Here is a 21,905-nt window from a genome sequence, read left to right as displayed (position 1 = left end):
GTTTTTTACGTTTGAATAATTACTTTTTAAGCTTGGTTGTAAGCTTATTTAGGTCGGCTGGGTTAACAACAGGCCAATCGTTTTTCCAACTCATAGGTAAAATACGTAGCTTTTGCACGCCATTATCTGCTGTTTCGTAGGCGTGTAATACTAAATAGTCTTTACCATCAAAGGTATATGCAGCATTGTGACCAAGGGCTGCCCAATCTTTGTTACCTTCAATAACTAAGCTACCACCACCATCAATCATTGAGCGACCTTGCTTATCTAAATATGGGCCTTCAACATTTTTGCTGCGACCTACGCGAACATTGTAAGTACTTTTTACACCTTGGCAGCACTTATCAAATGATACAAATAGGTAGTAATAGCCGTTCTTTTTAAAGATATAAGGTGCTTCAATCGGACCATGCTCCGTGTTTGGACGACTCGCAATGTGGTGCCATTTTTCAGGCTTTGCTAAGCGAACCATGTCATCATCAAGTTGTACTAGCTTTAAGCCCCCCCAAAACGAACCGAAGCTCATCCATGGTGTACCCTTTTCATCTACGATAATCGCAGGGTCGATAGCGTTCCAATCGTCACGCTCTGGCACTGATTCAACCACAATACCGTAGTCAATCCACTTGTAATCAGGTGATGATGGGTCAAGGGTTTCGTTAACCGTTACACCAATTGCAGAGGTATTTTTGCCAAATGCAGAGACTGAATAATAAAGGTAAAATTTACCATTTTTCTCGTACACATCGGGTGCCCATAAGTGGCCCCCGAAATTAGGGGAAACACGCTTTGCCCAACTTGGCTCATCTTTAAAAACGCGACCTGTGAGTTTCCAGTTGGTTAAATCTTTCGATTCATAATAAGTAATGCCAGGGCCTGTGCTAAATACATAATACGTGTCGCCTTCTTTGGCCATGACCGGGTCGTGTACTTCAACTTGCTTTGCAGATACGGCTGCGGCAGAAAAAAGTAGCCCTGTTGAAAGCCACTTCATCGCTTGTGTCACGTTACTTACGAGTCTCATGCTTGAATACCTTTTGTTGTTTTAACTCTTGTGTTCATTCAGCTACTATATAATATGTAATACAATATTAACAATAAAATCGAGACGAAATACAGGACACATTATGCTCAAAAAAATATCTCGGCTAACGCTTGTTAGTGCGTTAAGCGCCTCGTCATTGTCAGCCTTTGCTGATGCTAATAGTAGCAAGACTCTTGCGCCAATTGATAACCCCATTGTACTCAAACGTGCTGATCCATGGTTAGTTCGTGATGATAAAAGTGGTTGTTACACGTTTATTGGTAGTTCGCCGAAATTTGATGAAATTGAGCTGCGCCAAGCTTGTCGTTTAAACGATTTAAAATTAGCAGAGCCGAAAGTTATTTGGCAAAAGCGCGATAAAGGCCCAATGAGTGTCAATATTTGGGCCCCTGAGCTACATCAGATTGATGGCAGTTGGTATATCTACTTCGCCGCAGGTGATATCGAAAAGCCGTTCAGTATTCGTATGTATGCGCTTAAAAACGACAGTGCTAACCCGATGCAAGGTGAGTGGCAAGAAATGGGGCAAGTAACCAGCCACCTTGATAGTTTTTCGCTTGATGCCACAAGTTTCACGCACAAGGGTAAGCGTTATATGATTTGGGCGCAGCAGAACCAGCCTGCAACCTATAACTCAGCTTTATGGTTAGCTGAAATGGACTCACCAACATCAATTAAAGAGCCTATTATCACGATTACAGAGCCAACCCTTGATTGGGAAGTGCAAGGCTATAAGGTTAACGAAGGTGCCGCAGTTATTACCCATGGCGATAAAATATTTGTTACTTATTCAGCCAGTGCCACCGATCATCGATATGCGATGGGTTTGCTATGGGCAGATGTGAATGCTGATTTACTTGATCCTGCAAGTTGGCATAAGAAGGCTGAGCCGGTGTTCACCACCAATGCTGAGCTTGGTCGTTTTGGCCCTGGGCACAACAGTTTTGTAAAGGCTGAAGATGGTGTAACCGATTTAATGATTTATCACAGTCGTGATTATAAAGAGCTGAAAGGCACACCGCTTACAGATCCAAATCGCCATGCGCGAGCACGCATTATTACGTGGGATAAAAACGGTTTTCCAGTGTTCTCACCAGAACTCGCCGATTAACAACTTTTAAAAAAAGGGCGCCAATTGGCGCCCTACAACTTTGGGAACGAACGATTACCAGAAGCGGTAGTAAATAAAGGCAGTAATACCAATAATACCCGCGGTATGAATGTAATCCCACTTATCTAAGCCGGCAGCTACTTCTTTCATGGTTGCTTTATCTAGGCTTGAGAAAGTAAGACCTTTCAATTGTTCTTCGTCTGCTTGTTTGGTGAAAATACTCACCACAATCATAATCGCAACGACCACAACAAATAGCAGAATACAGTAATATAACCAGTTCATTGTGGTGATCCACGCAAATGATGAACCTGTTAAATCATCTTTAAATGGCAGCAACACTAAGCGGATCATACCAAGCACAAAACCTGATACTAAACCCACAAAACCAGCAGTTGGAGTGATGCGTTTACTGCATAAACCTAGTAAGAATACTGCTGCAATTCCCGGTGCAATAAGAGACTGCACACTTTGCAAGTATTCATAAAGCACATCGGCTATTAAACTCATGACGGGTATCCACAGCAAGCCTAATATAACAATAACTATAGTGGCAATACGGCCTACTTTAAGAAGGTGCCTCTCAGATGATTCAGGTTTGAATTTTTTATAGAAATCAATCGTGAACAAGGTCGCTGACGAATTAAATAATGATGCTAAAGAACTCATAAGGGCTGCTACTAAACCACCAATTACAATCCCCTTAACACCAGCTGGTAATAGCTCAGCAACGAGAGTTGGGAATGCTTGGTCAGCACTGTCATAGCTAATAATACCTTTAACATTCAATGCGTATGCAATCATGCCCGGCACTAAGAAGATAAATACAGGAAGTAATTTTAAGTAACCAGCGAACATGGTACCGCGACGTGCTTCTTTAATGCCTTTTGCAGATAAAACACGTTGTACGATGTATTGGTCGGTACACCAATACCAAAAACCAATAATGAATGAACCAAATACAATGCCAGGCCAAGGGAACTCAGCATCTGAAGCACTACGAATAAGGTGCATATTAGCATCGTTGATACGCTCAACTTCTGCCCAGCCACCTACTTTATCTAGACCAACAACGAGTATGACTAAGGAGCCAATAATGAGCACCGGAGTTTGCAACACAGAGGTCCACATAATGGCTTTCATACCACCAAGCACCGTATAAATACCCGTGATCACTACAAGGCCAATGGCTGAGATCCAGAAGAAATCGATACCCCAAATACTCTCAATACCTAAGATTGTTTTAAATGCGATACCGCCGGCATAAACCGTTACTGCGACCTTGGTTAATACATAACTAATCAATGAGATTACAGATAAGAAAGTACGTGATTTAGAGTTAAAGCGGCGCTCTAAGAATTCAGGCATGGTGTAGACTTTACTACTCCAATAGAAAGGCACGAAAATCCAACCGAGTAGTAGAATGATCCACGATTGCATCTCCCAGTGAGCTAGTGCCATACCCGATTGTGCACCTGAACCTGAAAGACCCACTAAATGTTCTGAGCCAATGTTTGATGCGAAAATAGAGGCACCAATCACTAACCAACTTGCATTACGACCCGCTAAAAAGTAATCAGCGGTGTCTTCTTCTTTTTGTCGCATAGACATCACGACAACGCCAAGTAACAGGACAAAAAATCCTGCTAGCACTGCCCAGTCTAAGGTACTTAGTTCGACCATCGTGTGTTCCACCTAATTTTGAAAAGAGAGTTTAGCTTTATAATTGTTGAATAAAAATATTATATTATAAATGGGCCGAGTGAAAGAGATTTGTTAAAATAAGGTGACAGTCTGTGTTCTAAATGGTGACTATGCTGTGTGAATTTTAGACACTTGTATTAGGTTGTTTTTTGTTTGCTATTGATTTTAATAGATTATTTGCAGGATGACGGAATAGCTTTATAGATGTATCATATTACTCAGATCTTTTGAGGAACACACATGGCGCGTTTAGAAAATTTAAACTTATCACAACAAGTTACCAATGAGCTCGGTAAAGCAATTATTGTTGGTGATTATAACACTGAAACGGGGCTACCAACTGAAGCACAACTATGTGAAGTGTATGGTATTAGCCGCACAGCTGTCCGTGAAGCAGTGAAAATGCTTGCTGCAAAAGGACTGATTTCTTCTCGTCCACGACAAGGTATTCGTGTTGAATCGGCGGAGAACTGGAACTTATACGACACAAGCGTATTAAAATGGTTACTAGAAAGCAGCCCTTCACTTTACGTACTTAAAGAATTCTTACAAGTGCGCTTGGCTATCGAACCTCAAGCAGCAGCACTTGCAGCAAGAAAAGGCGACCAAGCGGCAATTGCAGAAATTAAAATGGCACTAGATAAAATGCAAGCAGCGGCAGAAGAGCCTGAAGGCGTGATGCATGAGCCTGATCTTGCATTTCACACGGCAATTTTACATGCCAGTGGTAACCGTTTTTTCTACCAATTACGTGATTTTATTCGCACAGCGCTGCACGTGAGTATTCAGCATACTACGCCAGCTAAAGGCAATAAAAAGGCCATCGCTGAGGAGCACTTTAAAGTGTATAACGCAATTGCGAGCGGCGATCCTGAGCGTGCTAAAAACATGATGACGTACATGATTGATGAAGCAATGGCGTTTATTGAAAAAGAAATCGCTGATAAAGAAGCGGCTCAATAAGTATCGCTTCTTTACGTTGTAATGACTTTTAAAACATAAGGTTATCATGCCAAATTCAAACGAGCTAAAAACAGTTTACCCAAGCCTTGCTGGTAAGAGTGTGTTTATTACTGGCGGTGCATCGGGAATTGGTGAAGTAATGGTAAGGCGGTTCTGCGAGCAGGGCGCGAAAGTCACCTTTGTTGATATTGCAACTGAGCAAAGCGATGCGTTGTGCGCAAAATTAGCTGGTAAATATGAATTTGACCCACAATTTATCCATTGTGATATACGTGATGTTGAAGCTTTAAAAGCGGCCATTGAGCAAACTCGCCAGCAGCAAGGTGATATTGGTGTGTTAATTAATAACGCAGCCGATGACACTCGTCATGCTGCAGAGAATATGGATGTGAAATATTGGGAAGACAAGTTTGCAGTTAACTTACGCCCGTGTTTCTTTTCATCTCAAGCAGTGGTTGAGCAGATGCAGCGTTTAGGCGGTGGTAGCATTATCAATATGGGGTCGGTAAGCTGGCGTATTAAGCAGACCGGCATGCCAGCCTACACAACCGCAAAAGCGGGTATTGAAGGTTTAACCCGTTCATTAGCTGCTTCATATGGTAAAGATAATATTCGTGTGAACTCACTGGTTCCGGGTTGGGTGATGACAGAGCGCCAGATTACGCATTGGCTAACCCCAGAAATGATTGAAGATGTTCGTTTAAGTCAGTGTATTAACGAAACTATTCAACCAGACCATGTAGTGAATGCCGCGCTATTTTTGGCCGCAGATGACAGCTGTATGATGACTGCACAATCATTGATAGTGGATGCGGGTTGGACATAATCTTGCGAAACGATAACAAAATGACTAGCGTGAAATAAAAATTTTACATAATTAAAATGATACTATAATAATAAAATATACGATTTAGGCTCAGCAGAGCTCATACTTAGGAAGGTGGTAAGAAAGTTTGACCGACTTTGTACTTGTTTATTTAATTCTGATTATTGGTGCTTGCCTACAAAGTGTTATTGGCTTTGGTTTAGGAATGTTATGTGTGCCTGTGCTTTACTGGCTAATGCCAGATCTGGTGCCTGGGCCAATGATTTTGAATGCGCTGTTTTTAACGTCGGTATTAATGATTAAGCACCGTGGCGCGATAGACATGAAGCAAACTGGTATATCTATTATTGGCGGTGCTATAGGTGTCATTTTAGCTGCTGTCGTGATGTGGTATGTCAATGCGAAGCAGTATCAGCTTCTGCTAGGGGTGAGTATTTTGGTGGTGGTGGCTTTGTCTATCATAGGTATGAAACCGAAAATCTCAACAATTACTAGTTTACTAGCATCAATGTCGTCGGGCTTTTTGGGTACCACAACTTCTGCAGGAGGTGCACCAATGGGGCTACTCTACCAAGCTGAAGATAAAGAAAAAATTAAAGCTAACTTGAGTGCATTTTTCGTGTTTATAAACCTGTTTGGCATTATCGTATTGATGCTTACAGGTTCCGCCGATATGACTGATGTAAAGCTATTCTTTTTTTGTTTGCCAGCAATTTTAATTGGCTGGGGCTTGTCGTTTGTGATTAACAATAACCTCAACGAGAAGGCCATTCGCGGCATAATCTTACTCGTTGCGGGGTTGTCTGGCCTAGCACTTATTTTCATACATAGATAGAATGAGAATAGTTCAGCTGTTCGTGTAGTGAAGCCAATGCTCGATGACACCATCAAAATGATTATTTCTAGCCAGTGCCAATTAGGCGAAGGGGCCTATTTTGCAAAAGCACATAACTGCTTATTTTGGGTAGATATTTTAGGGCAGCGCTTGTTTCGCTTAGATTGCCAATCAATGCGAGTTAGCCAGTTTACCATGCCAGAGCCTATTTGCTGGGTTATGGAAACCGAGCAGGGTGAACTAGTTGCAGGCTTTGCCAAAGGTATTTATAAACTTTGTAGTGAAAATTTCAGCCGCGAACTACTTTATTCAATAGACCATGAACCCTCACAAAATCGTTTAAACGATGGCAAAACGTCTCGCCAAGGCTTTGGTTTTTTTGGCTCTATGGACTCTCAAGAGCAAACCAATAGTGGTAAGTTATATCGTTTTGGACATGGGCAAGCTCCGATTTCTGTTGATCATAACTACACCATCAGCAATGGCCCTGCGGTGAGTAAAAATGGCTATTTTCTATATTCTACTGACTCAGATAAACAAACTATCTATCGTTTTGTTCTGAATAAGCAGGGCGAGCTTTCTGATAAACAAGAGTTTATTCGCTTTAGTGAAAGTATGGGCTTTCCAGATGGCATGACCGTTGATAACGAAGACCATTTATGGGTTGCCGCTTGGAATGGCTATGGCGTTTATCGTTTTTCACCAAGCGGCGAGCAGGTGCAGTTTATTCGCTTGCCCGCACCGCGTGTTACGAGTGTCGCATTTGTTGGCGAGGAGCTAATGCATTTAGCTGTGACTACCGCTGCAGTGGGTCTGGAGGACTCAGTTCTCGCTGATTACCCGCACAGTGGTGGCGTGTTTATTCTCGAGCCGGGCGTTAAAGGCATTGCTGAAACGCCCCTGAAACTATAGGTTCTCCATCACTTGGTAACGCAATTCTCCAAGGAAAGCGCGTGCTGCTGGACCAAGCTTATCACCATCTTTAAAGAGCAAGTGTAACTTAGCGCTGCGACTACTGTTATGGGTTAAATTAAGTGCTTTCATTTGCCTCGCCGCAAGGTGTTTTTCTATTGCTATTTTTGGCAACCACGCAAAGCCAAGTCCATTACTGATCATATCAATAGAAGTGCGCAAATGAGTTACCGTCCAGCGCTGATCGGCACCTAACCATCCACCATCTTGCTTGTGTTTATTGGCTGAATCGCGGACAACAATTTGGCGGTGTGATTTTAAATCTTCGAGGGTTATTTCACGTTCTATTGCATGCAAAGGGTGATCTGGGTGTGCAACGGCAATAAACTCAATATCACATAATTCTTCGTGAAAGTTTGCCGCAATTGGAAAGCCGGTAATAGCAATATCAACCTGATCGTTTTCGAGCAGTTCATTCCCCCCCATCAGCACAGACTCATGGAGTTCAATACGCAGTTGCGGGTATTGTGACGAGGTATCGTTAAGCACTTTATAAAGCAATTGCTGTGGGAAAATAGCATCAACAGCAATTCGTAATTTGCTTTCGATGCCTTCACCTAACGTCTGGCCTATTGCCTCAACTTTTGCGGCTTCATCGAGTAAGTAATTAGCACGGCGCAGCATCATTTCGCCAGCTTCAGTGAGCACGGTTTTGCGGCCTTGAATGCTGAATAACTTTACATCGAGTGCAGATTCAATTTTGCCAACTGCATTATGAATACTCGATTGGCTTTTATGAATACCTTGTGAGGCTTGGTTAAAGCCTCCAAATTCAACAACAGCACGAAACATGCGCCACTGTTCTAGCGTAATTCTTAGCATGATGTTCCTTTGCTTACTTAACTACCTAATAGTACCTGTAAATACTGAAAAAGTTTACTTTTTAGGTGAGGGCAACTCAATATACTCAAGCTCATCACCGGGGATTTTAGCAAAACGCTGTGCTTGCCAATCTTGTTTTGCTTGCTCGATGCGCTCTTTGCTGTAAGCAACAAAATTCCAGTGTAAATACGGGACTTTATTGAATTTACTGCCACCGAGTAAAATAAAGCGGCTGTGCACCAGAGTCGTTATTTCGTGTTCGCTGTCATCAAGTAGTACAAAGTCGCCTTGGGTATAGCGCGTATCACCCACACTAATTTCACCATAAATAACATACACTGCGGTTTCATGATGAGGATGCGGTTTAGTTATATGGCTACCTTGCTCTGCTACCGTATCGACATAAAACATCGGTGAGTAGCTTTTCACAGGGGAGCTTAAGCCATAGGCATCACCGACAATGAGTCTCATCAGCACGCCTTTTTCGATTTTCTCAGGCAATTGCTGTTTTTTGATATGTTCAAAACGCGGTGCTATTTCGGTTATACTCTCAGGTAAAGCAACCCAGCATTGCAGACCATTGATGTCGTGCTCGCTCGCCCGCACTTCAAGGCTTTCTCTTTCTGAGTGCACTATCCCGCGACCTGCGGTCATCCAGTTAACATCGCCGGGTTCTATTTGCAGGCTATTACCTAGCGAATCGCGATGGTAAATACTGCCCGTAAATAAATAAGTGAGCGTTGATAGGCCAATATGAGGGTGAGGCTTCACATTTATGCCCTCACCGCGAGGAAAGTGATTTGGTCCCATGTGGTCAAAAAAGATAAATGGGCCAACCATTTTTTTGTCAAAATGAGGCAAGATGCGTTTTACATCGAGCCCACCAATATCATGGCTGGTTGCTGTTAATAACGTTGCCATATTCGCGCCCTCTTAAAAACAAATTCAGCCAACAACCTAGGTTATTGGCTGGGATAAATGTTAAGCCTGACTACGTTTTAACACTAGTTGATCTAGGCTGATTTTGCCTGCACCAACACTGGCTAATGCTAAAAAGCCGCCTGCCATTGCAATGTTTTTGTAGAACATTAAAAATTGCATTTGATCATCAAGTTGAAAGTGGAATAACAAAGCACTAACTAGGCTGAAACCAGCAAAAGCGACAGCGGTTAGTTGTGTTAAAAAGCCTAGTAAAATAAATAATCCGCCAACAATTTCAAAGGCAATCACAAACGGCAGTAAGAACTCTGGTAAACCGACACTACTCATATATTGCGCTGTAGCATCGAAAAACTCTATTTTGCTAAAGCCGGTTAGTAAAAAGATGGCCGATAAACCAATACGTGCCAATAAAGTGCTAATATTTTGTAAGTGTGGTTGAGCTGAGATTAAAGTAAAAAGTTTCATAGTAGGTATCCTGTTTCGTTAAGCAGTGTGTCTGCGATGGAGTAACTATAAGTTCACTTTAAAAGAATTAAAAATTGTAAAATCAGCATTTATCATTCTCTAAAAAAGAATCCAAAAAGAGGTTGAATATGAAGTTGTTGTTATTGATAGGGTTTTGTTTTTCGGTGGCTACAAGTAGCTTGGTGTTTGCTGAACAAAATTTACCAAATAGTCGTCATTATGAGTTGCTAGCTTCAGATATTGCGGTGCAGCAAAGCTGGCAAGTTAAAGACACAATTAAAGGTTATGAGATGCTGGAATATCAAATTAACCTTAATAAAGGCACTACCTTAACGGTTGATTTTGCTCCATCAAATTCAAGCAACTACTTTAATATTTTACCAAAAGGCAACCCAACTGCTTTGTTTGTTGGCCCGGTAAAAGGTGATCATGCTGAGATTAAAATCTCTGATGATGGCGATTATGTGATTCGGGTCTTTTTGATGCGCAATGCCGCGCGCCGTGATGAGCAAAGTGAATTTACTGCCGATATTAGCGTCGTAAAAAGTACATTAAAAGGCATGCACCCAAGCTGGGATGTCGATGGTGATGGGGTTAATGATTGCGAGAAAGACGGTAGCTGCGATCACACTGTTGACTACCGCCTTCCTCGAAAGTCGAATTAGGCCAATTTTAAGGCCTAATTAGCAAACTACTCAGGCGCCACTTCAAGCGTTGTGAATAATGAGTAGCGTACATTATCGATATCGGCCTCTGTTGGTTTTTGATCAACAGATGCTTCAATCAGATACATATCGGCATGAGCGAATGTCACAGTAAAGAAGCCTTTTTTATCGGTTGTTACTTTCACTTCGTCACGCTCATTACGGTAGCGTGCACTACCACGAACAATAGCAAGCTCAACGTCAGCGGCTGGTTTGCCATCCATTAATAATTGGAACTTAGCTTCTTCACCAGCAAATAGATCGTTCGGGTGAGTTGGGCCTGAAATTTCTAAACCTTGACCAAGCAATGTTGGCTTAGAAGTACCATTACGGCTTACAAAAGTATCAACCGTTGCGATTGATTTTACAGTGCGTACATCGGTTGCGCCTGCTGGTAGGTCTGCTTCTTTTTTACCTGCGAACACACGGCCACGGTTGCCATCTTTGTCTTTATAGAAAGTCATTAGCATTGGTTTTTGCTGCATAGCAATATGGTAAGTACCGTCTTGAGATAAACTCACTGCCGCTGAGTTTTTGCGTTTTAAGTAGTATGCGCGGATCGTTTCTTTAACCGGCTTACCATTTGGAGCAAGGGCAATTAATAAGTTGTCGTCATACTCTGCGCCTTTTTCTTTCGGGCGGTATGCTTTATCTGGGCTAAACAACTCATTCGAAATAATGGCATCGATCATCACATAGTGAGTTTTCTCACCAGATAAAGAAGTGTGAGATGGCATTAACCAACGGGCGTGTGCTTGTGCATAGCCAGAGGCAAGTGCTGTGAAGGTTACTGCGCCAATCAGCGCCGTTTTTAATAATTTTAATTTCATTGTTTGTCCTTAATTACTGGTAATGGTAACAAAGCTAGTCGCGAACTCTTTTTCGCCTTTAATTGTGACTTTGCCGTCTTTCGTTAAGTCGATTTCAACGCGGGTGTAATCTCGGCCACCTTCCTCACGTACAACTTCAACATTAAGCAGGTAGCTACCAGGTTTAACTGGATTACCTTTTAAATCTTTACCTTGCCACTCAATGGTGTAAGTGCCTGGGCGTTTTGTTGCACCTGTTACACCATCAAAGCTGTCGTTGCTACGACCTGCTTTTCGCCACCACTGACGTAAGTCTTTAAACCATTCAGCTTTTTCGACCCAAAGTGCAATAGTGGTAACGTGTTTACGTTCAGGTGTTTCTAGCCATAGCGCCACGTAAGGGCGATGATATGGAGAAACATCTAGCTCAGGTAAAGTGAACTCAATGGTTAGATTGGGATCTTTTGCAAAGCTCAGTGGGCTGAATAAACAGCCAATTAGTAGAGCTGCGATTAAGTGGGCTTGTTTCATTAAGATACTCCTTTAAGTTGAGGCACCCAAACTAGATAAATGACCAAAGGCGTGGCAACACCAAGAAGCGTTAACCAAAGGCCTGCGGCCCGTTTTTTACGGTTTTGAAAGAGAATAATTAATCCGGTGATGGCAAACAGAATCATCAAAACAGCCGAGATATCAATGACCCAGCTCCATGCTTTACCTGTATGGCGGCCTTTGTGTAGGTCGCCAATCAGACTCATAAAGCCACCGGTTTGATAATCAATATTGAGCTCGCCCGTTTGAAAATCGATTTCGGCGTAGGCAAAGCCTGCTGGCAGCGGGTAGTCGAGCATTACTAACGCATCTTCTTTTTCCCACTCAATACTTTTTACATTACTAAGTGAAAATTGCTGCTGCATGTACTGTTCTATTTCAGGGTATAGGCTCGGTAACGTGTCGAGATTAGCTTGTGCTTTTTCGAATAACTTTGCAGAAACAAGTAGTTGGTTCTGACCATTATGTTTATCATTTTCGAGCCAACTAACGTGATTCAGAATAATGCCGCTGACACAAAATATAATAAGTAAAAAGAATAGGGCAGTTGAAAGGTATATATGTAAGGCGCGGCTTACACTATAAAAGCTGCGTTTATTTAAAGAAAACATAATTAGGTGTATTTGTTTGTTATACGCATATGATAATGATTTGCATTAGTGATAACAAGCAAGTTTACGTTCTTTACATTTCTTTGCGTTAGAAATGAATAGCAAGATAAGCCATTACCGCAAGTTGCGAGCTGAGAAAACAAGCAAGCAACATTAAGCGGGTGTGTGTGGTTATATTAACTTGAATTAGGGTTGGTTTATTTGGCGCTGATGGGCGGTTAATTAAATAGGCTAAAACGCTTAATTCAATCACCGCCACCAAATACATAACCCAAATTGGCGCGGCACTTTGTAGTAAAAAAGCATACCCGATAGCCATGCCCAAACCTGCTAAGAACTTAGCGCGAGTAGGAACGACCTTATATTCTTGCCAAAACCTTAAAGGCTGGCCGTACTTTGGATGGTGTAGCAGCCAGGCAGAGAGCTTAGGTGATGAGCGGCTAAAGCACGCCAATGCTAGTATAAAAAAGATAGTTGTAGGCATCACAGGTAATGCAATACCTATGATACCTAAACCCACCATCAATAACCCGAGTAATTGATAGCAGCCATTTTTATAGGCGGTAAACGCCGCTTTCACATTCATCAATAAAGTTGGGCCTGATAAAACTTAAATCGTTGCAGTGCTTGCTCGGCACCCTCTATCAAAGTGGCTTGTTGCTGTTCACAGAGCTCAAGGCTATCAATAAGATGACTTAGTTGACAGCCCTTTTTGTACACACTGGCTTTAGCAAGGTAGCTTGCACCACATTGATTATTTAACTTTAGCTCAGCTTCAACTTCTTTGCCTAATGTAGCTGCAGAAAATTGCGATCCTTCAATTACATACAGCTTTTGTCAATAAACCATGTTTAGAATGGCGCAATATAATAATGATTTACATTTGTATAGCCAGAAAAACGTGCTTGCAAAGGTACAGAACGGACCTGAAATATGAGCATAGTGGCTATCAAGGAGTAAGGTATAAATTAAGCTAGTTATTACTCAAGCTAAGAAGATCGTGAAATTATTGTGAGTTTTTGAGTAAAGTAAAGAAAGGCAAGGAGAACATCTCCTTGCCTCTAAATAGCTCGCTAAATTAAGCGGGTATATTACTATTAGAAATAATAACCTATATTGATATTGAAGCGGGTTTCAGTCTCATCGCTGTCGCCAGCAATTGAACCACCAACGAATGGTTGGTTTTTCGCTTGTACAAAATCAAAGTAAGTGAATAAGCCGCCTGCAGCAACAGATACACCGGTTACATTCATCCATGTATCTTCGCTGTTGTCTGACTTGTCATAAATAATGCCGTAGTCATTGTAAAACTGTAGGTTTGTTACCGGACCCCATTCTACAGGAAGGCTGTAAGCGATATTAGCATTAGTCATGGTCGCTTCTGCGGCAATACTATCGTAAAACGCATAAGCACCCACGGCCATACGGTCGACGTTGTCGATATCGTAGTTATATTCACCATGCTGAAGTTGGAAATTCCATGGACCAATTGTGCTGTTTAAGTGCACAGCCCAAGCGTAGTAGTCGCCAGCTTTATCTTCACCATCATGTAAGCCGCCAGATAAGGCTGAAACACCTAGCTCGGTGGTGCCGCCATCATGCTCAAAGTGATAACCATAACGACCAGAGAAGGTGTTGTACTCACCAATCGCATTGGTTGGTTCGGCGTATACACCTTCACCTGCAGAGCGGAAACCCACTACGTCGTATGAGTAACGGTCGCTTCTGTCGTCCACATAGCCGTCAACGCCACCTAGTTCATCATTTTTGAAAAAGCCAAGGTCAATTTGCCAGTTGTCAGCAATTTTGCGTTTGAATAGCACACCCAGGTCATGGTCATCTTCAAGACCAATATAATAAGTGGTGCCAAAGAAGTAGTTGTGTGAGTTATAAGGCCAGTTACCAAAAGGCACTTTGGTAATACCTGCCTGCACCTGCCAGTCTTCGGCAAAGTCATAGGCTGCATAGGCATACTTAACTGCGGTCATGTAATCGAAAAAACGGATCTCAGCGTTAAGCTGCACATCACCGACATCGCCTGCAAAATTTAGCCTGAAGATGTCAAAATCGAAGTCACCACCGCGGTTTTTATTGCCATCGTTATACGACGTATGGCTGAAGTTGGTACGTACAGCCCCACCGACTTTAATGCCAGATTCTTTTTTAGGTGCTTCTACGGCCGCTGTTTGCTGCTCAAGTTGCTTTTGTTGTTTTGCTACTTGTGCATCAATTTGCGCTTGTTTCTCGGCTTGTTGCTGCGATTTTGCTTCGGCAGCATCAAGTTTGCTTTGCAGTTGCTGCATTTGCTGTTTCAGTAATTGCAGTTGTTCTTGAAGGTCATCAATTTCAGATGCCTGACTAAGACTTGAAGTTGTGCCCAAGGCTATAGCAAGGGCTAACTTTGATAGTTTAAGCATGAATTTTCGCTAGTGTTGGAATGGGTACTGTTAAGAATAGTTGATATTCAGGCTGAACCCAAGCCTAGACACAGAAAATTAATATTAATCAATCAGTTTTAATTTTTACTGTGCTTCTAATGTCTTGGTGATTGCGCCAACCTCAAGCAGCGGTGAAGCATCGAGTTGATCTGCATCCATCATTGCAGCAATGCGTTGCATTGATGATAGTAGTAAACTTTGCTCCCACTCTTCTAGTGCTGAGAACTTTTCGATGAAGTGCTCTTGCAATGGTTGAGGTGCTTGCTCTAGTAGCTGTTCTCCCGCTTCTGTTAGATGCAAACTAACTCTACGCTTGTCTAATTGGCTACGCACACGAGTGATCAGATTACGGTTTTCTATACGATCTAATATATTGGTAACCGTAGCCGGGCTTAAGTTTACATTTTGTGCGATGCGGCTGGCGGTAATACCATCGGTTTGTGCAACCTCATTCATGATAAGTAATTGTGGGCCGGTTAGGCCTGAGGTTTTGTTGAGCTGTTTTGAATGAAGGTCGATGGCTCTGATCACTTTACGCAGCGACACTAATAACTCGTCATACTTTTGCATGTTTCTGTCTCTTAAAAAAGGCGGCATGAGGCAACCGCAATCGCGAAATATTACACATCTAATAAATTGAGTTCAAATAAATAATAACTATGTAGCTTATAATTTTCGGCGATAATGCTTATTATCGTGTTTGGTGATTAATTAGAGTAGAAATTAAAAGGTAAAGTTTAAAAATTAGATGGAGTAATTGTTGTTAATACTTAAAATGCTACTCGAGGTGACATCATCACTTTGTAGTAAAACAATTCATACAAATAACTAAATATTATTTACTAATAGCCACTGCATTGGGTATGGTGGATTTTTCTTTCATTAAATGGGACGAATTATGAAGTTATCGCCATCAGTTACGATTGAGCAAAGTGAAACCGGGCTTGAATTTATTAAAGTTGCTAGTGAGTTTTGTAGCGCAACTATTTTTCTGCAAGGTGCGCAGATCACTGAGTTCACGCCAACCGATAAAAAGCCATTATTATGGGTCTCTGAACTAGAAGATTACCAAGAAGGCAAAGGTGTGCGAGGTGGTATTCCGATTTGTTGGCCATGGTTCGGAGTAAGCCAAAATGAAGGGTGGCCTGCTCATGGTGTTGCTCGCACAAGTTTGTGGCGCGCAGAAGAAGTGAAAGAGCAAGACGATTCTATTTATATCAGTTTGTCGCTGCCGATGACGCAAGTTGATGAAAAGTATTGGCCTTACAAAACTAAGTTGTTAGCTGAGTTTATATTAACCTCTAGTTTAGAACTGCGTTTAACAACCACTAACTTAGATAATCAAACTGTACAGTTTACTCAAGCACTGCACACGTATTTCCCAACACCTGCAATTGAAGAAACAAAAGTAGATGGTTTGCAAGGTGCGAAATACATTGAATTTGCTGAAGGTCCATTTGAGCAGAATGAATTAGTGTCGTTCGCTCGTGAAACAGACATGGTTTACACCGAAGCGAAAGATACTCAGCGTATCATCACGCCTGATGGCATTATTGAAGTGGGACGCGAAAACTCAACATCGTGTGTGCTTTGGAATCCTTGGATTGATAAATCAAAACGCCTTTCTAATTTTGCTGATGACGAATACCACGTAATGCTGTGTTTAGAAGCGGCTAATGTCCTTGATGACAGTGTTGAACTTGCACCTGGAGCAAGCCACACACTTGCAACAAAACTACGCTGGGTATAATTTATAACATATAACAACTTAGTGTTAGCACGTAAGGCCGGCACCGCTGGCCTTTACAAGGAATTACCGTGTTTAGTAATCAACAAATAGAAACCCTCCCAAAGCATCAAACTATTCAATTCCAACCACTTGCAGATAATGCGATATGGCATGTACAACTAAATTGGTTGTTGTTTTATGTGCCTCTCATGGCTGTGATTATAGCTGTAAGGTATTTTAATCCAGCCGTTAGCGAAGCTATTGCTACACCTTGGCTGCTGGCTTTGCCATTGCTGGTAATCCTATCAATGGTTTACAACCTCTACAGTATACGCGCCAAAGGAGTTGCAGTAAGAGAGCACGATATCGCTTTTAAGCGAGGTTTAATTTGGCAACAAATCACCTTATTACCTATTTCTCGCGTGCAACACACCGAAATTCATCGCGGTCCAATTGAACGAAAGTTAGGCTTGGCAACACTTAGACTCTACAGTGCCGGTGGCATGAGTGCTGATTTACATATCAGTGGTTTAACTGACGAACAATGTAATGATGTCCGACAGTTCGTGCAAAGTTATGGTGATAATACAACAACTCAAGATAATGAGCTTGCCGATGAATAATCAACAATGGCAACGCGTGTCGCCATGGGCACTACTGTATTTTATTGTTCATTTTGCACTGCGCTTTATAAAAGATGGCTTACTTAACTTACTGCCAATTTTAGTGTTATTTGTCACGCAAGTTGAGCAAAAGCTGTTTTGGGGGCAAATAGTAGTTGCCGCAGCCTCTGTAGTTTTAGTGCTGTATGCCTTTGCTTATTACCGTAATTTTAAATACCGAATTACTGATGACAACGAAATACTGCTAAATAAAGGGGTGTTTAAAAAAGAGCGATTAACCTTAAAGTTTGCTCGAGTGCAAAACGTAAATATTGCTGAGCCTTTTTATTTTCAGCCGGTTAATTTAGTTAATTGTATTTTTGATGCAGCTGGGAGTAGTGCTCAAGAAGCTGTGATCCCGGGAGTAAAGCTTAGCTATGCCGAGCAAGTGCGCGAACAAGTCATGGCATTTAAAGCTCAGTTACAACAAGAAGATCTGCAGCCTATTGAGCAGAGTGAAGCAACAGACAAGCAGCAAAGCTTAACGATCAGCAATGGTGAAATTGCTAAATTTGGTTTGATGTCGAACATGGCAATTTTAGCATTGGCTGCACTTGCCCCATTTATGAATGTGATTTTTGAGTATCTCGAAAAAACTATTATAAATCGCCTAGAGGCCATACTGAATGAGCAAGCTGCCTTTGTTGGTAGTGCTGCTGCAATAGCCGTGTTAATTATGGTTATCACAATTGTTTTGTGTGCCATTTTACTGTCTGTTGTTATGGCTTTAGTGCGCTTTTTTAATTTTCAGCTCTATTTTCAGGATGATAAATTTAAGCGTGTAGCTGGTTTATTTGAGCGTCAGCAACTCTCGATAAGTGTTTCGAAAATTCAAAGTGTGCAAATTAAACAAAATATTATTGCTCGGCTACTTAATCGCTTTACCTTAATTTGCCCGCAAGTGAGTAGTGGCGGTATGGCCGCAGGGGTTGCCGCACATAAAAGTAAACAAACTTTAGTAATGCCGGTATTAACTAAAGAGCAAATACAAGTTGTGTGTCGTTGGTTATTTCCTTGGTTTGTTGATTTAACGGCGCTTAACTTTATTAAGCCTGAGCGGGCCTTACTTTATAAAAATACGCTTTTATATGTTATGTTGCCAACCATACTTTCAGCACTAATTCTCAATAGCTTATTTGATGCTGCTACGATGCTTTGGAGCGTTGCGGTTGGACTAACTTTGATGCTCGGTGTGTTTTTAAGTTATCAAAAAACCGGTATGGCAATGTATCAACACGACGGTCGTTTCTTCGCTGTATTTAAAACGGGCATGTTGGGTGTTCAATATCGTGTTTTTGAAATCTACAAAGCGCAAAGCGTCACAACAACTAGTACTTACTTAATGCGAAGATCGCAGCTTAAGAGCTTGTATATACAACTTGCTTCTGGTTCAGTATCAATGCCTTACTTAAAAGCTGAGTTGGCTGAGCGGTTTACTGATTTTGCGCTATATGAAATCGAAGGTGTCGAGCGTAACTGGTTCTAAATGAAAATAATTATCAATACCGTTTATTCGTATTGTTATTCAGGTATACTAACGCAACGTTAATAACAACGGTGCTCAATGATTTATTTTCTACCTATTTTAGCTATTTCAGGTGTTGTTGCCTTATTGTGTTATGCACGTTCTCAGCAAGAGTGTAAAGGCTTGTGTGTGAGTGTCGCTGTTACAGTAATAGCGTTACTTGTAACCGCGGCTTTAATCATCGCGGGGATCGGTGCATTAAGAAGCAGCCTGATGTTTGCCGTGACTATTTTTATTATTTATCAATTATTAGACTTGGTTCGCCCGATTAAAATCGAGTAATTTCTTACACTTTTTAACTTCAGCCTTTTAAAAAAGCATCGCATACTAATTCTTAAATTAAGCAACTTGCTAATCAAGGATTGTGATGAAAAAAGCTCTGTTATCAGTGGCGTTACTTGCCGCTGGCCATGCCTCAAGCCAAGAGACTTGGCAAACTATTCATACTGAACACTTTAACGTGCATTTTAGTACTGAGAATCAACAATGGGCACGCTCTGCTGCTACAGAGCTTGAAATTGTTCGCGATAAGGTATTAAAGCAGCAAAACCGTGCCCTTGATGAAGTAGTCGATGTGCTGGTTTTCGACCCGTTTAATGCTTCTAATGGGTTCGCTTTGCCGGTGACGAATAAGCCTTTAATGGCCTTGTTTACAACGCCTCCGCAATCTGACACCGTGATTTCTAACACCGATAGCTGGCAGCAGTTATTGATTTTGCACGAATATATTCATTTAGTGCACCTTGCTCAACCGACTCGTAGCGATTTGCGCCAAGCTATTCGCGATAGTTGGGATATTTATGATTTAATCGAAAGTGACATGCCGCGCTGGGCTGCAGAAGGATATGCAACCTTACTTGAGTCGAAAATGACAGGCCGAGGCCGTTTATACGATAATCTATCAGAGGCAATACTAGTTGAATTTGCACAGCAGGGTGCATTGCCCCGATATAGCCAGTTAAATAGTACCGAAGGGGGTTTTTTAGCTGGCTCAATGGCTTATTTAATAGGCTCTCGCTTTCTTGCTTGGCTTGAAGAGAATCATTCACCGCAAACCCTTGATGCAGTTTGGACGCGTATGCAAGCAGTTAAATCGCGTGATTTTAATGAAGCCTTCAGCGGTGTATTTGGTAATTCTCCTGAGCGTCTTTATCGTCGTTTTATTGCCGAGTATACCTATAAAGCAATGGCTAAAGAAGTAAGTGAGCAAGCACTTACAAGCAAGCTTTGGTTAGAGCTTGAATTATATGCTTCGAACCCTGTTTTAAGTTTAGATAACAGTAAGCTTGCCATCGTTGAGCGAAACAAAGATGGTGAAACGCGTTTAGTTATTTACAGTACTGGTGACAATCAACAGGCTGCCGATGATTTTGCAAAGCAGCAACAAGCGTTACTTGATGATGATCCCGTCGATATTGCTGATCAAGCCCCCAGTGTTTTTAAGCGTAAGCAAAAACACGTGCTTCACCAAATTAATAGGCAGGGTATAAAAAACCCGCAGTGGTTAGATGAAAATACACTGTTTTTCACAGCCACAACAACCGTTGCTAAAGGCTCTATTCAAGGTATTTCTGATCTATACCGCTATGATATCGACACAGGAAAAGTGAGCGCATTGACGCATCATGCAGGGCTTCGCCGCTTTAGTATCAGTGATAACGGGCAAACTGTTTATGCTGAGCAAACTAAGCATGGCTTCTCAGAGCTAGTGCGCCTTGACCTCAATACGGGTGTCGCTACGCCTTTATTTGAGAAAAGCCTAGAAACGGTTTATGACTACCCATTACTAAGCCCTAATAAAACTCAACTTGCTTATTTAAAAGCGACATTGAATGCCAATTGGCAGTTGTATATACAAGATGTGAGCTCTCAGCAATCACTCGCTGTGCCTATGCCCGCAGGCTATCAATATGTGTCACAACCTAATTGGCAAGCAGATGGCAAAGGGATTTATTTTGTCGCGGGTAAAAATAAAGCTCTCGATTTGTATCATTATGATCTTAATAGCAATTCACTACGCCAATTAACACAAGGCCAAGAAGCTGTTGCGCACCCAATGGCAATGCATAATGGTGAACTTTTGTATTTATCGATCACTGCACAAGGGCCGAATATCAAGCATTTTGCTGAGCAACCACAAGGATTAGAGGTTGTTGAATTTGCTAAAAGTGCAGCGCCACCGCGAGGACAGGTAACGAGCGAAGTATTACCTGAGGCGAAAATCTACCCGCAAAGCCCAACTGAGCCAATCAATTATGATATATGGCAGCAAAAACCAACCTTTTCGTTGGCATCTCAGTATTATTCGGCTTCATCATCGCTTCTTACCCTTGGCCTGAAAAGTAGTGATTTCTTGAAACAGCTCGATTTACAAGCCGGCTATAGTGCTGATTTACATGACAAAGCATTAGAAGGGATGTTCGCGGCCGCTAAGTATTCTGCGTTTGATTTAAAATTTAAAGCGCTGCTATTTGATTACGACCTCGAATCAGCAAAACAGTACCATTCACAAACGTCGCTGAACATAAGTAATACAGGGGCACATTTTGCCATGAGCTACCCGTTGCAGTTTCAGCAGCTCAGTATTACACCGAGTTTGAGCTATAACTACAGTGATTTTAGTAAAGGTGATGATCAATGGTTAAAGTTTGGACTTGAACAAAAATGGCAACATGACAGACAACGATATGGTTTTGCTCAGTCTGTAAATGCCGAGTGGCTATCCGGTGATGCTGACTCGAATAATTGGCAGGGCTATAACTTTGCCACAGTATTGAGCGGTTATGCCTTTGATATTCCTGTTTATGTTAATTTTGCTCAGCAATATCGCGATGACAGTAACCTTACGCTTGGAGGATATGAGTCAAACTTAATTAATAAAGACACGCAAAGCGGCTTTGTTGTTGCCCCTGAACTGCCGTTTATTAGCCAATTAGGTAACCGCTATAAAGGCTATGGCGGGGGGATTAGTTACAAAGATTCATTACCTTGGCTTTACTACCAACAGCATCAAGTCGATAACCGAGTTTATGCACAAAGTTACGGGCTAAAATGGCGAGGAGACTTTAGCTTTGGTATGGGGCCTGCAGGTTTGAACGATGTAAACCTTGATTTTGGCGTCGCCTGGGTAGAAGGCGACGACTTTGAAAATGATTTACGGGCTTGGCTAAGCTTCTATTACTCGTTATAG

Annotated in this window: 21 protein-coding genes and 1 pseudogene; 11 read left to right on the top strand and 11 right to left on the bottom strand. The window is 41.8% G+C overall.

Annotation, left to right across the window (positions count from 1 at the left end):
• Window positions 1–19: 19 nt before the first annotated feature.
• Complete coding sequence (locus J8Z25_RS16745) at window positions 20–1,024, bottom strand: arabinan endo-1,5-alpha-L-arabinosidase (RefSeq protein ID WP_502934591.1); 1,005 nt, start codon at window positions 1,022–1,024, stop codon at window positions 20–22.
• A gap of 103 nt (window positions 1,025–1,127) precedes the next feature.
• Here J8Z25_RS16745 and J8Z25_RS16740 point away from each other — a divergent pair, with 103 nt between their 5' ends.
• The gene (locus J8Z25_RS16740; RefSeq protein ID WP_250661452.1) at window positions 1,128–2,156 is read left to right on the top strand and encodes a glycoside hydrolase family 43 protein; all 1,029 of its coding nucleotides are present in this window, start codon (window positions 1,128–1,130) and stop codon (window positions 2,154–2,156) included.
• A gap of 54 nt (window positions 2,157–2,210) precedes the next feature.
• Here J8Z25_RS16740 and J8Z25_RS16735 read toward each other — a convergent pair whose 3' ends face one another.
• Window positions 2,211–3,839 (bottom strand): sodium:solute symporter, encoded by a 1,629-nt coding sequence (locus J8Z25_RS16735; RefSeq protein WP_167658273.1) that lies wholly within the window; start codon window positions 3,837–3,839, stop codon window positions 2,211–2,213.
• Between the two features lie 261 nt (window positions 3,840–4,100).
• Between J8Z25_RS16735 and J8Z25_RS16730 the strand changes: the two genes are divergently transcribed.
• The 4 genes from J8Z25_RS16730 to J8Z25_RS16715 all read left to right on the top strand — a co-directional run bounded on the left by J8Z25_RS16730 (window position 4,101) and on the right by J8Z25_RS16715 (window position 7,396).
• Window positions 4,101–4,823, top strand: coding sequence for a FadR/GntR family transcriptional regulator (locus J8Z25_RS16730; RefSeq protein ID WP_054552285.1), 723 nt, complete (start codon window positions 4,101–4,103; stop codon window positions 4,821–4,823).
• Window positions 4,824–4,869: 46 nt separating this feature from the next.
• Complete coding sequence (locus J8Z25_RS16725) at window positions 4,870–5,649, top strand: SDR family NAD(P)-dependent oxidoreductase (protein WP_167658272.1); 780 nt, start codon at window positions 4,870–4,872, stop codon at window positions 5,647–5,649.
• Between the two features lie 127 nt (window positions 5,650–5,776).
• The gene (locus J8Z25_RS16720) at window positions 5,777–6,484 is read left to right on the top strand and encodes a sulfite exporter TauE/SafE family protein (protein ID WP_130050187.1); all 708 of its coding nucleotides are present in this window, start codon (window positions 5,777–5,779) and stop codon (window positions 6,482–6,484) included.
• Window positions 6,485–6,520: 36 nt separating this feature from the next.
• Window positions 6,521–7,396 (top strand): SMP-30/gluconolactonase/LRE family protein, encoded by an 876-nt coding sequence (locus J8Z25_RS16715; RefSeq protein WP_167658314.1) that lies wholly within the window; start codon window positions 6,521–6,523, stop codon window positions 7,394–7,396.
• Here J8Z25_RS16715 and J8Z25_RS16710 read toward each other — a convergent pair.
• From J8Z25_RS16710 to J8Z25_RS16700, 3 genes are read right to left on the bottom strand one after another with little or no spacing between them, the layout of a single operon-like run.
• Complete coding sequence (locus tag J8Z25_RS16710; RefSeq protein ID WP_130050188.1) at window positions 7,391–8,278, bottom strand: LysR family transcriptional regulator; 888 nt, start codon at window positions 8,276–8,278, stop codon at window positions 7,391–7,393. The genes J8Z25_RS16715 and J8Z25_RS16710 overlap by 6 nt on opposite strands.
• 54 nt (window positions 8,279–8,332) lie before the next feature.
• Complete coding sequence (locus J8Z25_RS16705) at window positions 8,333–9,199, bottom strand: pirin family protein (RefSeq protein WP_130050189.1); 867 nt, start codon at window positions 9,197–9,199, stop codon at window positions 8,333–8,335.
• A gap of 60 nt (window positions 9,200–9,259) precedes the next feature.
• A complete protein-coding gene (locus J8Z25_RS16700) occupies window positions 9,260–9,685 on the bottom strand; it encodes a DoxX family protein (RefSeq protein WP_105173868.1) in 426 nt (141 codons plus the stop codon).
• 128 nt (window positions 9,686–9,813) lie between these two features.
• Here J8Z25_RS16700 and J8Z25_RS16695 point away from each other — a divergent pair, with 128 nt between their 5' ends.
• On the top strand, window positions 9,814–10,350 hold the full coding sequence (locus tag J8Z25_RS16695) for a hypothetical protein (RefSeq protein WP_130050190.1): 537 nt from the start codon (window positions 9,814–9,816) through the stop codon (window positions 10,348–10,350).
• 26 nt (window positions 10,351–10,376) lie between these two features.
• Here the strand turns inward: J8Z25_RS16695 and J8Z25_RS16690 are convergent, their stop codons facing one another.
• The 6 genes and pseudogenes from J8Z25_RS16690 to J8Z25_RS16665 all read right to left on the bottom strand — a co-directional run bounded on the left by J8Z25_RS16690 (window position 10,377) and on the right by J8Z25_RS16665 (window position 15,369).
• Entirely contained in the window at window positions 10,377–11,219 is an 843-nt protein-coding gene (locus J8Z25_RS16690) for a DUF4198 domain-containing protein (RefSeq protein WP_250661451.1), read from the bottom strand.
• Window positions 11,220–11,228: 9 nt separating this feature from the next.
• Window positions 11,229–11,729, bottom strand: coding sequence for a DUF2271 domain-containing protein (locus tag J8Z25_RS16685; RefSeq protein WP_167658269.1), 501 nt, complete (start codon window positions 11,727–11,729; stop codon window positions 11,229–11,231).
• A complete protein-coding gene (locus tag J8Z25_RS16680) occupies window positions 11,729–12,361 on the bottom strand; it encodes a PepSY-associated TM helix domain-containing protein (protein ID WP_250661450.1) in 633 nt (210 codons plus the stop codon). Before J8Z25_RS16680 ends, J8Z25_RS16685 begins: the two co-directional genes overlap by 1 nt.
• A gap of 196 nt (window positions 12,362–12,557) precedes the next feature.
• Window positions 12,558–12,947: pseudogene (locus J8Z25_RS16675) on the bottom strand (YbaN family protein); the annotation flags it as partial.
• Between the two features lie 511 nt (window positions 12,948–13,458).
• Entirely contained in the window at window positions 13,459–14,778 is a 1,320-nt protein-coding gene (locus tag J8Z25_RS16670) for a porin (protein WP_130050194.1), read from the bottom strand.
• 105 nt (window positions 14,779–14,883) lie between these two features.
• Window positions 14,884–15,369 carry a MarR family winged helix-turn-helix transcriptional regulator gene (locus J8Z25_RS16665; RefSeq protein WP_130050195.1) on the bottom strand — a complete coding sequence of 162 codons (486 nt, stop codon included), beginning with the start codon at window positions 15,367–15,369 and terminating at the stop codon, window positions 14,884–14,886.
• A gap of 328 nt (window positions 15,370–15,697) precedes the next feature.
• Here J8Z25_RS16665 and J8Z25_RS16660 point away from each other — a divergent pair, with 328 nt between their 5' ends.
• The 5 genes from J8Z25_RS16660 to J8Z25_RS16640 all read left to right on the top strand — a co-directional run bounded on the left by J8Z25_RS16660 (window position 15,698) and on the right by J8Z25_RS16640 (window position 21,905).
• Window positions 15,698–16,549 (top strand): D-hexose-6-phosphate mutarotase, encoded by an 852-nt coding sequence (locus tag J8Z25_RS16660; protein WP_250661449.1) that lies wholly within the window; start codon window positions 15,698–15,700, stop codon window positions 16,547–16,549.
• A gap of 68 nt (window positions 16,550–16,617) precedes the next feature.
• Window positions 16,618–17,151, top strand: coding sequence for a PH domain-containing protein (locus J8Z25_RS16655; RefSeq protein WP_250661448.1), 534 nt, complete (start codon window positions 16,618–16,620; stop codon window positions 17,149–17,151).
• Window positions 17,144–18,676, top strand: coding sequence for a PH domain-containing protein (locus J8Z25_RS16650; protein WP_250661447.1), 1,533 nt, complete (start codon window positions 17,144–17,146; stop codon window positions 18,674–18,676). Before J8Z25_RS16655 ends, J8Z25_RS16650 begins: the two co-directional genes overlap by 8 nt.
• Window positions 18,677–18,754: 78 nt before the next feature.
• Window positions 18,755–18,997 carry a hypothetical protein gene (locus tag J8Z25_RS16645; RefSeq protein WP_250661446.1) on the top strand — a complete coding sequence of 81 codons (243 nt, stop codon included), beginning with the start codon at window positions 18,755–18,757 and terminating at the stop codon, window positions 18,995–18,997.
• Window positions 18,998–19,082: 85 nt separating this feature from the next.
• Window positions 19,083–21,905 (top strand): TolB family protein, encoded by a 2,823-nt coding sequence (locus tag J8Z25_RS16640; protein ID WP_250661445.1) that lies wholly within the window; start codon window positions 19,083–19,085, stop codon window positions 21,903–21,905.

Origin of the sequence: Pseudoalteromonas sp. SCSIO 43101 (genome assembly GCF_023650775.1) — a bacterium.
Classification (GTDB): Bacteria; Pseudomonadota; Gammaproteobacteria; order Enterobacterales; family Alteromonadaceae; genus Pseudoalteromonas; species Pseudoalteromonas apostichopi.
Note: the sequence above shows the minus strand (reverse complement) of the source record. Positions and strands in the feature narration are given on the sequence as shown.

Bases quoted from the DNA above. Each gene is read 5' to 3' on its own strand.
- J8Z25_RS16645 (WP_250661446.1), top strand. From the start codon at position 18,755: ATGATTTATTTTCTACCTATTTTAGCTATTTCAGGTGTTGTTGCCTTA.
- J8Z25_RS16730 (WP_054552285.1), top strand. From the start codon at position 4,101: ATGGCGCGTTTAGAAAATTTAAACTTATCACAACAAGTTACCAATGAG.
- J8Z25_RS16650 (WP_250661447.1), top strand. From the start codon at position 17,144: ATGAATAATCAACAATGGCAACGCGTGTCGCCATGGGCACTACTGTAT.
- J8Z25_RS16640 (WP_250661445.1), top strand. From the start codon at position 19,083: ATGAAAAAAGCTCTGTTATCAGTGGCGTTACTTGCCGCTGGCCATGCC.
- J8Z25_RS16710 (WP_130050188.1), bottom strand. From the start codon at position 8,278: ATGCTAAGAATTACGCTAGAACAGTGGCGCATGTTTCGTGCTGTTGTT.
- J8Z25_RS16745 (WP_502934591.1), bottom strand. From the start codon at position 1,024: ATGAGACTCGTAAGTAACGTGACACAAGCGATGAAGTGGCTTTCAACA.
- J8Z25_RS16670 (WP_130050194.1), bottom strand. From the start codon at position 14,778: ATGCTTAAACTATCAAAGTTAGCCCTTGCTATAGCCTTGGGCACAACT.
- J8Z25_RS16740 (WP_250661452.1), top strand. From the start codon at position 1,128: ATGCTCAAAAAAATATCTCGGCTAACGCTTGTTAGTGCGTTAAGCGCC.
- J8Z25_RS16715 (WP_167658314.1), top strand. From the start codon at position 6,521: ATGCTCGATGACACCATCAAAATGATTATTTCTAGCCAGTGCCAATTA.
- J8Z25_RS16705 (WP_130050189.1), bottom strand. From the start codon at position 9,199: ATGGCAACGTTATTAACAGCAACCAGCCATGATATTGGTGGGCTCGAT.
- J8Z25_RS16680 (WP_250661450.1), bottom strand. From the start codon at position 12,361: ATGTTTTCTTTAAATAAACGCAGCTTTTATAGTGTAAGCCGCGCCTTA.
- J8Z25_RS16690 (WP_250661451.1), bottom strand. From the start codon at position 11,219: ATGAAATTAAAATTATTAAAAACGGCGCTGATTGGCGCAGTAACCTTC.
- J8Z25_RS16660 (WP_250661449.1), top strand. From the start codon at position 15,698: ATGAAGTTATCGCCATCAGTTACGATTGAGCAAAGTGAAACCGGGCTT.
- J8Z25_RS16700 (WP_105173868.1), bottom strand. From the start codon at position 9,685: ATGAAACTTTTTACTTTAATCTCAGCTCAACCACACTTACAAAATATT.
- J8Z25_RS16735 (WP_167658273.1), bottom strand. From the start codon at position 3,839: ATGGTCGAACTAAGTACCTTAGACTGGGCAGTGCTAGCAGGATTTTTT.
- J8Z25_RS16725 (WP_167658272.1), top strand. From the start codon at position 4,870: ATGCCAAATTCAAACGAGCTAAAAACAGTTTACCCAAGCCTTGCTGGT.
- J8Z25_RS16695 (WP_130050190.1), top strand. From the start codon at position 9,814: ATGAAGTTGTTGTTATTGATAGGGTTTTGTTTTTCGGTGGCTACAAGT.
- J8Z25_RS16685 (WP_167658269.1), bottom strand. From the start codon at position 11,729: ATGAAACAAGCCCACTTAATCGCAGCTCTACTAATTGGCTGTTTATTC.
- J8Z25_RS16665 (WP_130050195.1), bottom strand. From the start codon at position 15,369: ATGCAAAAGTATGACGAGTTATTAGTGTCGCTGCGTAAAGTGATCAGA.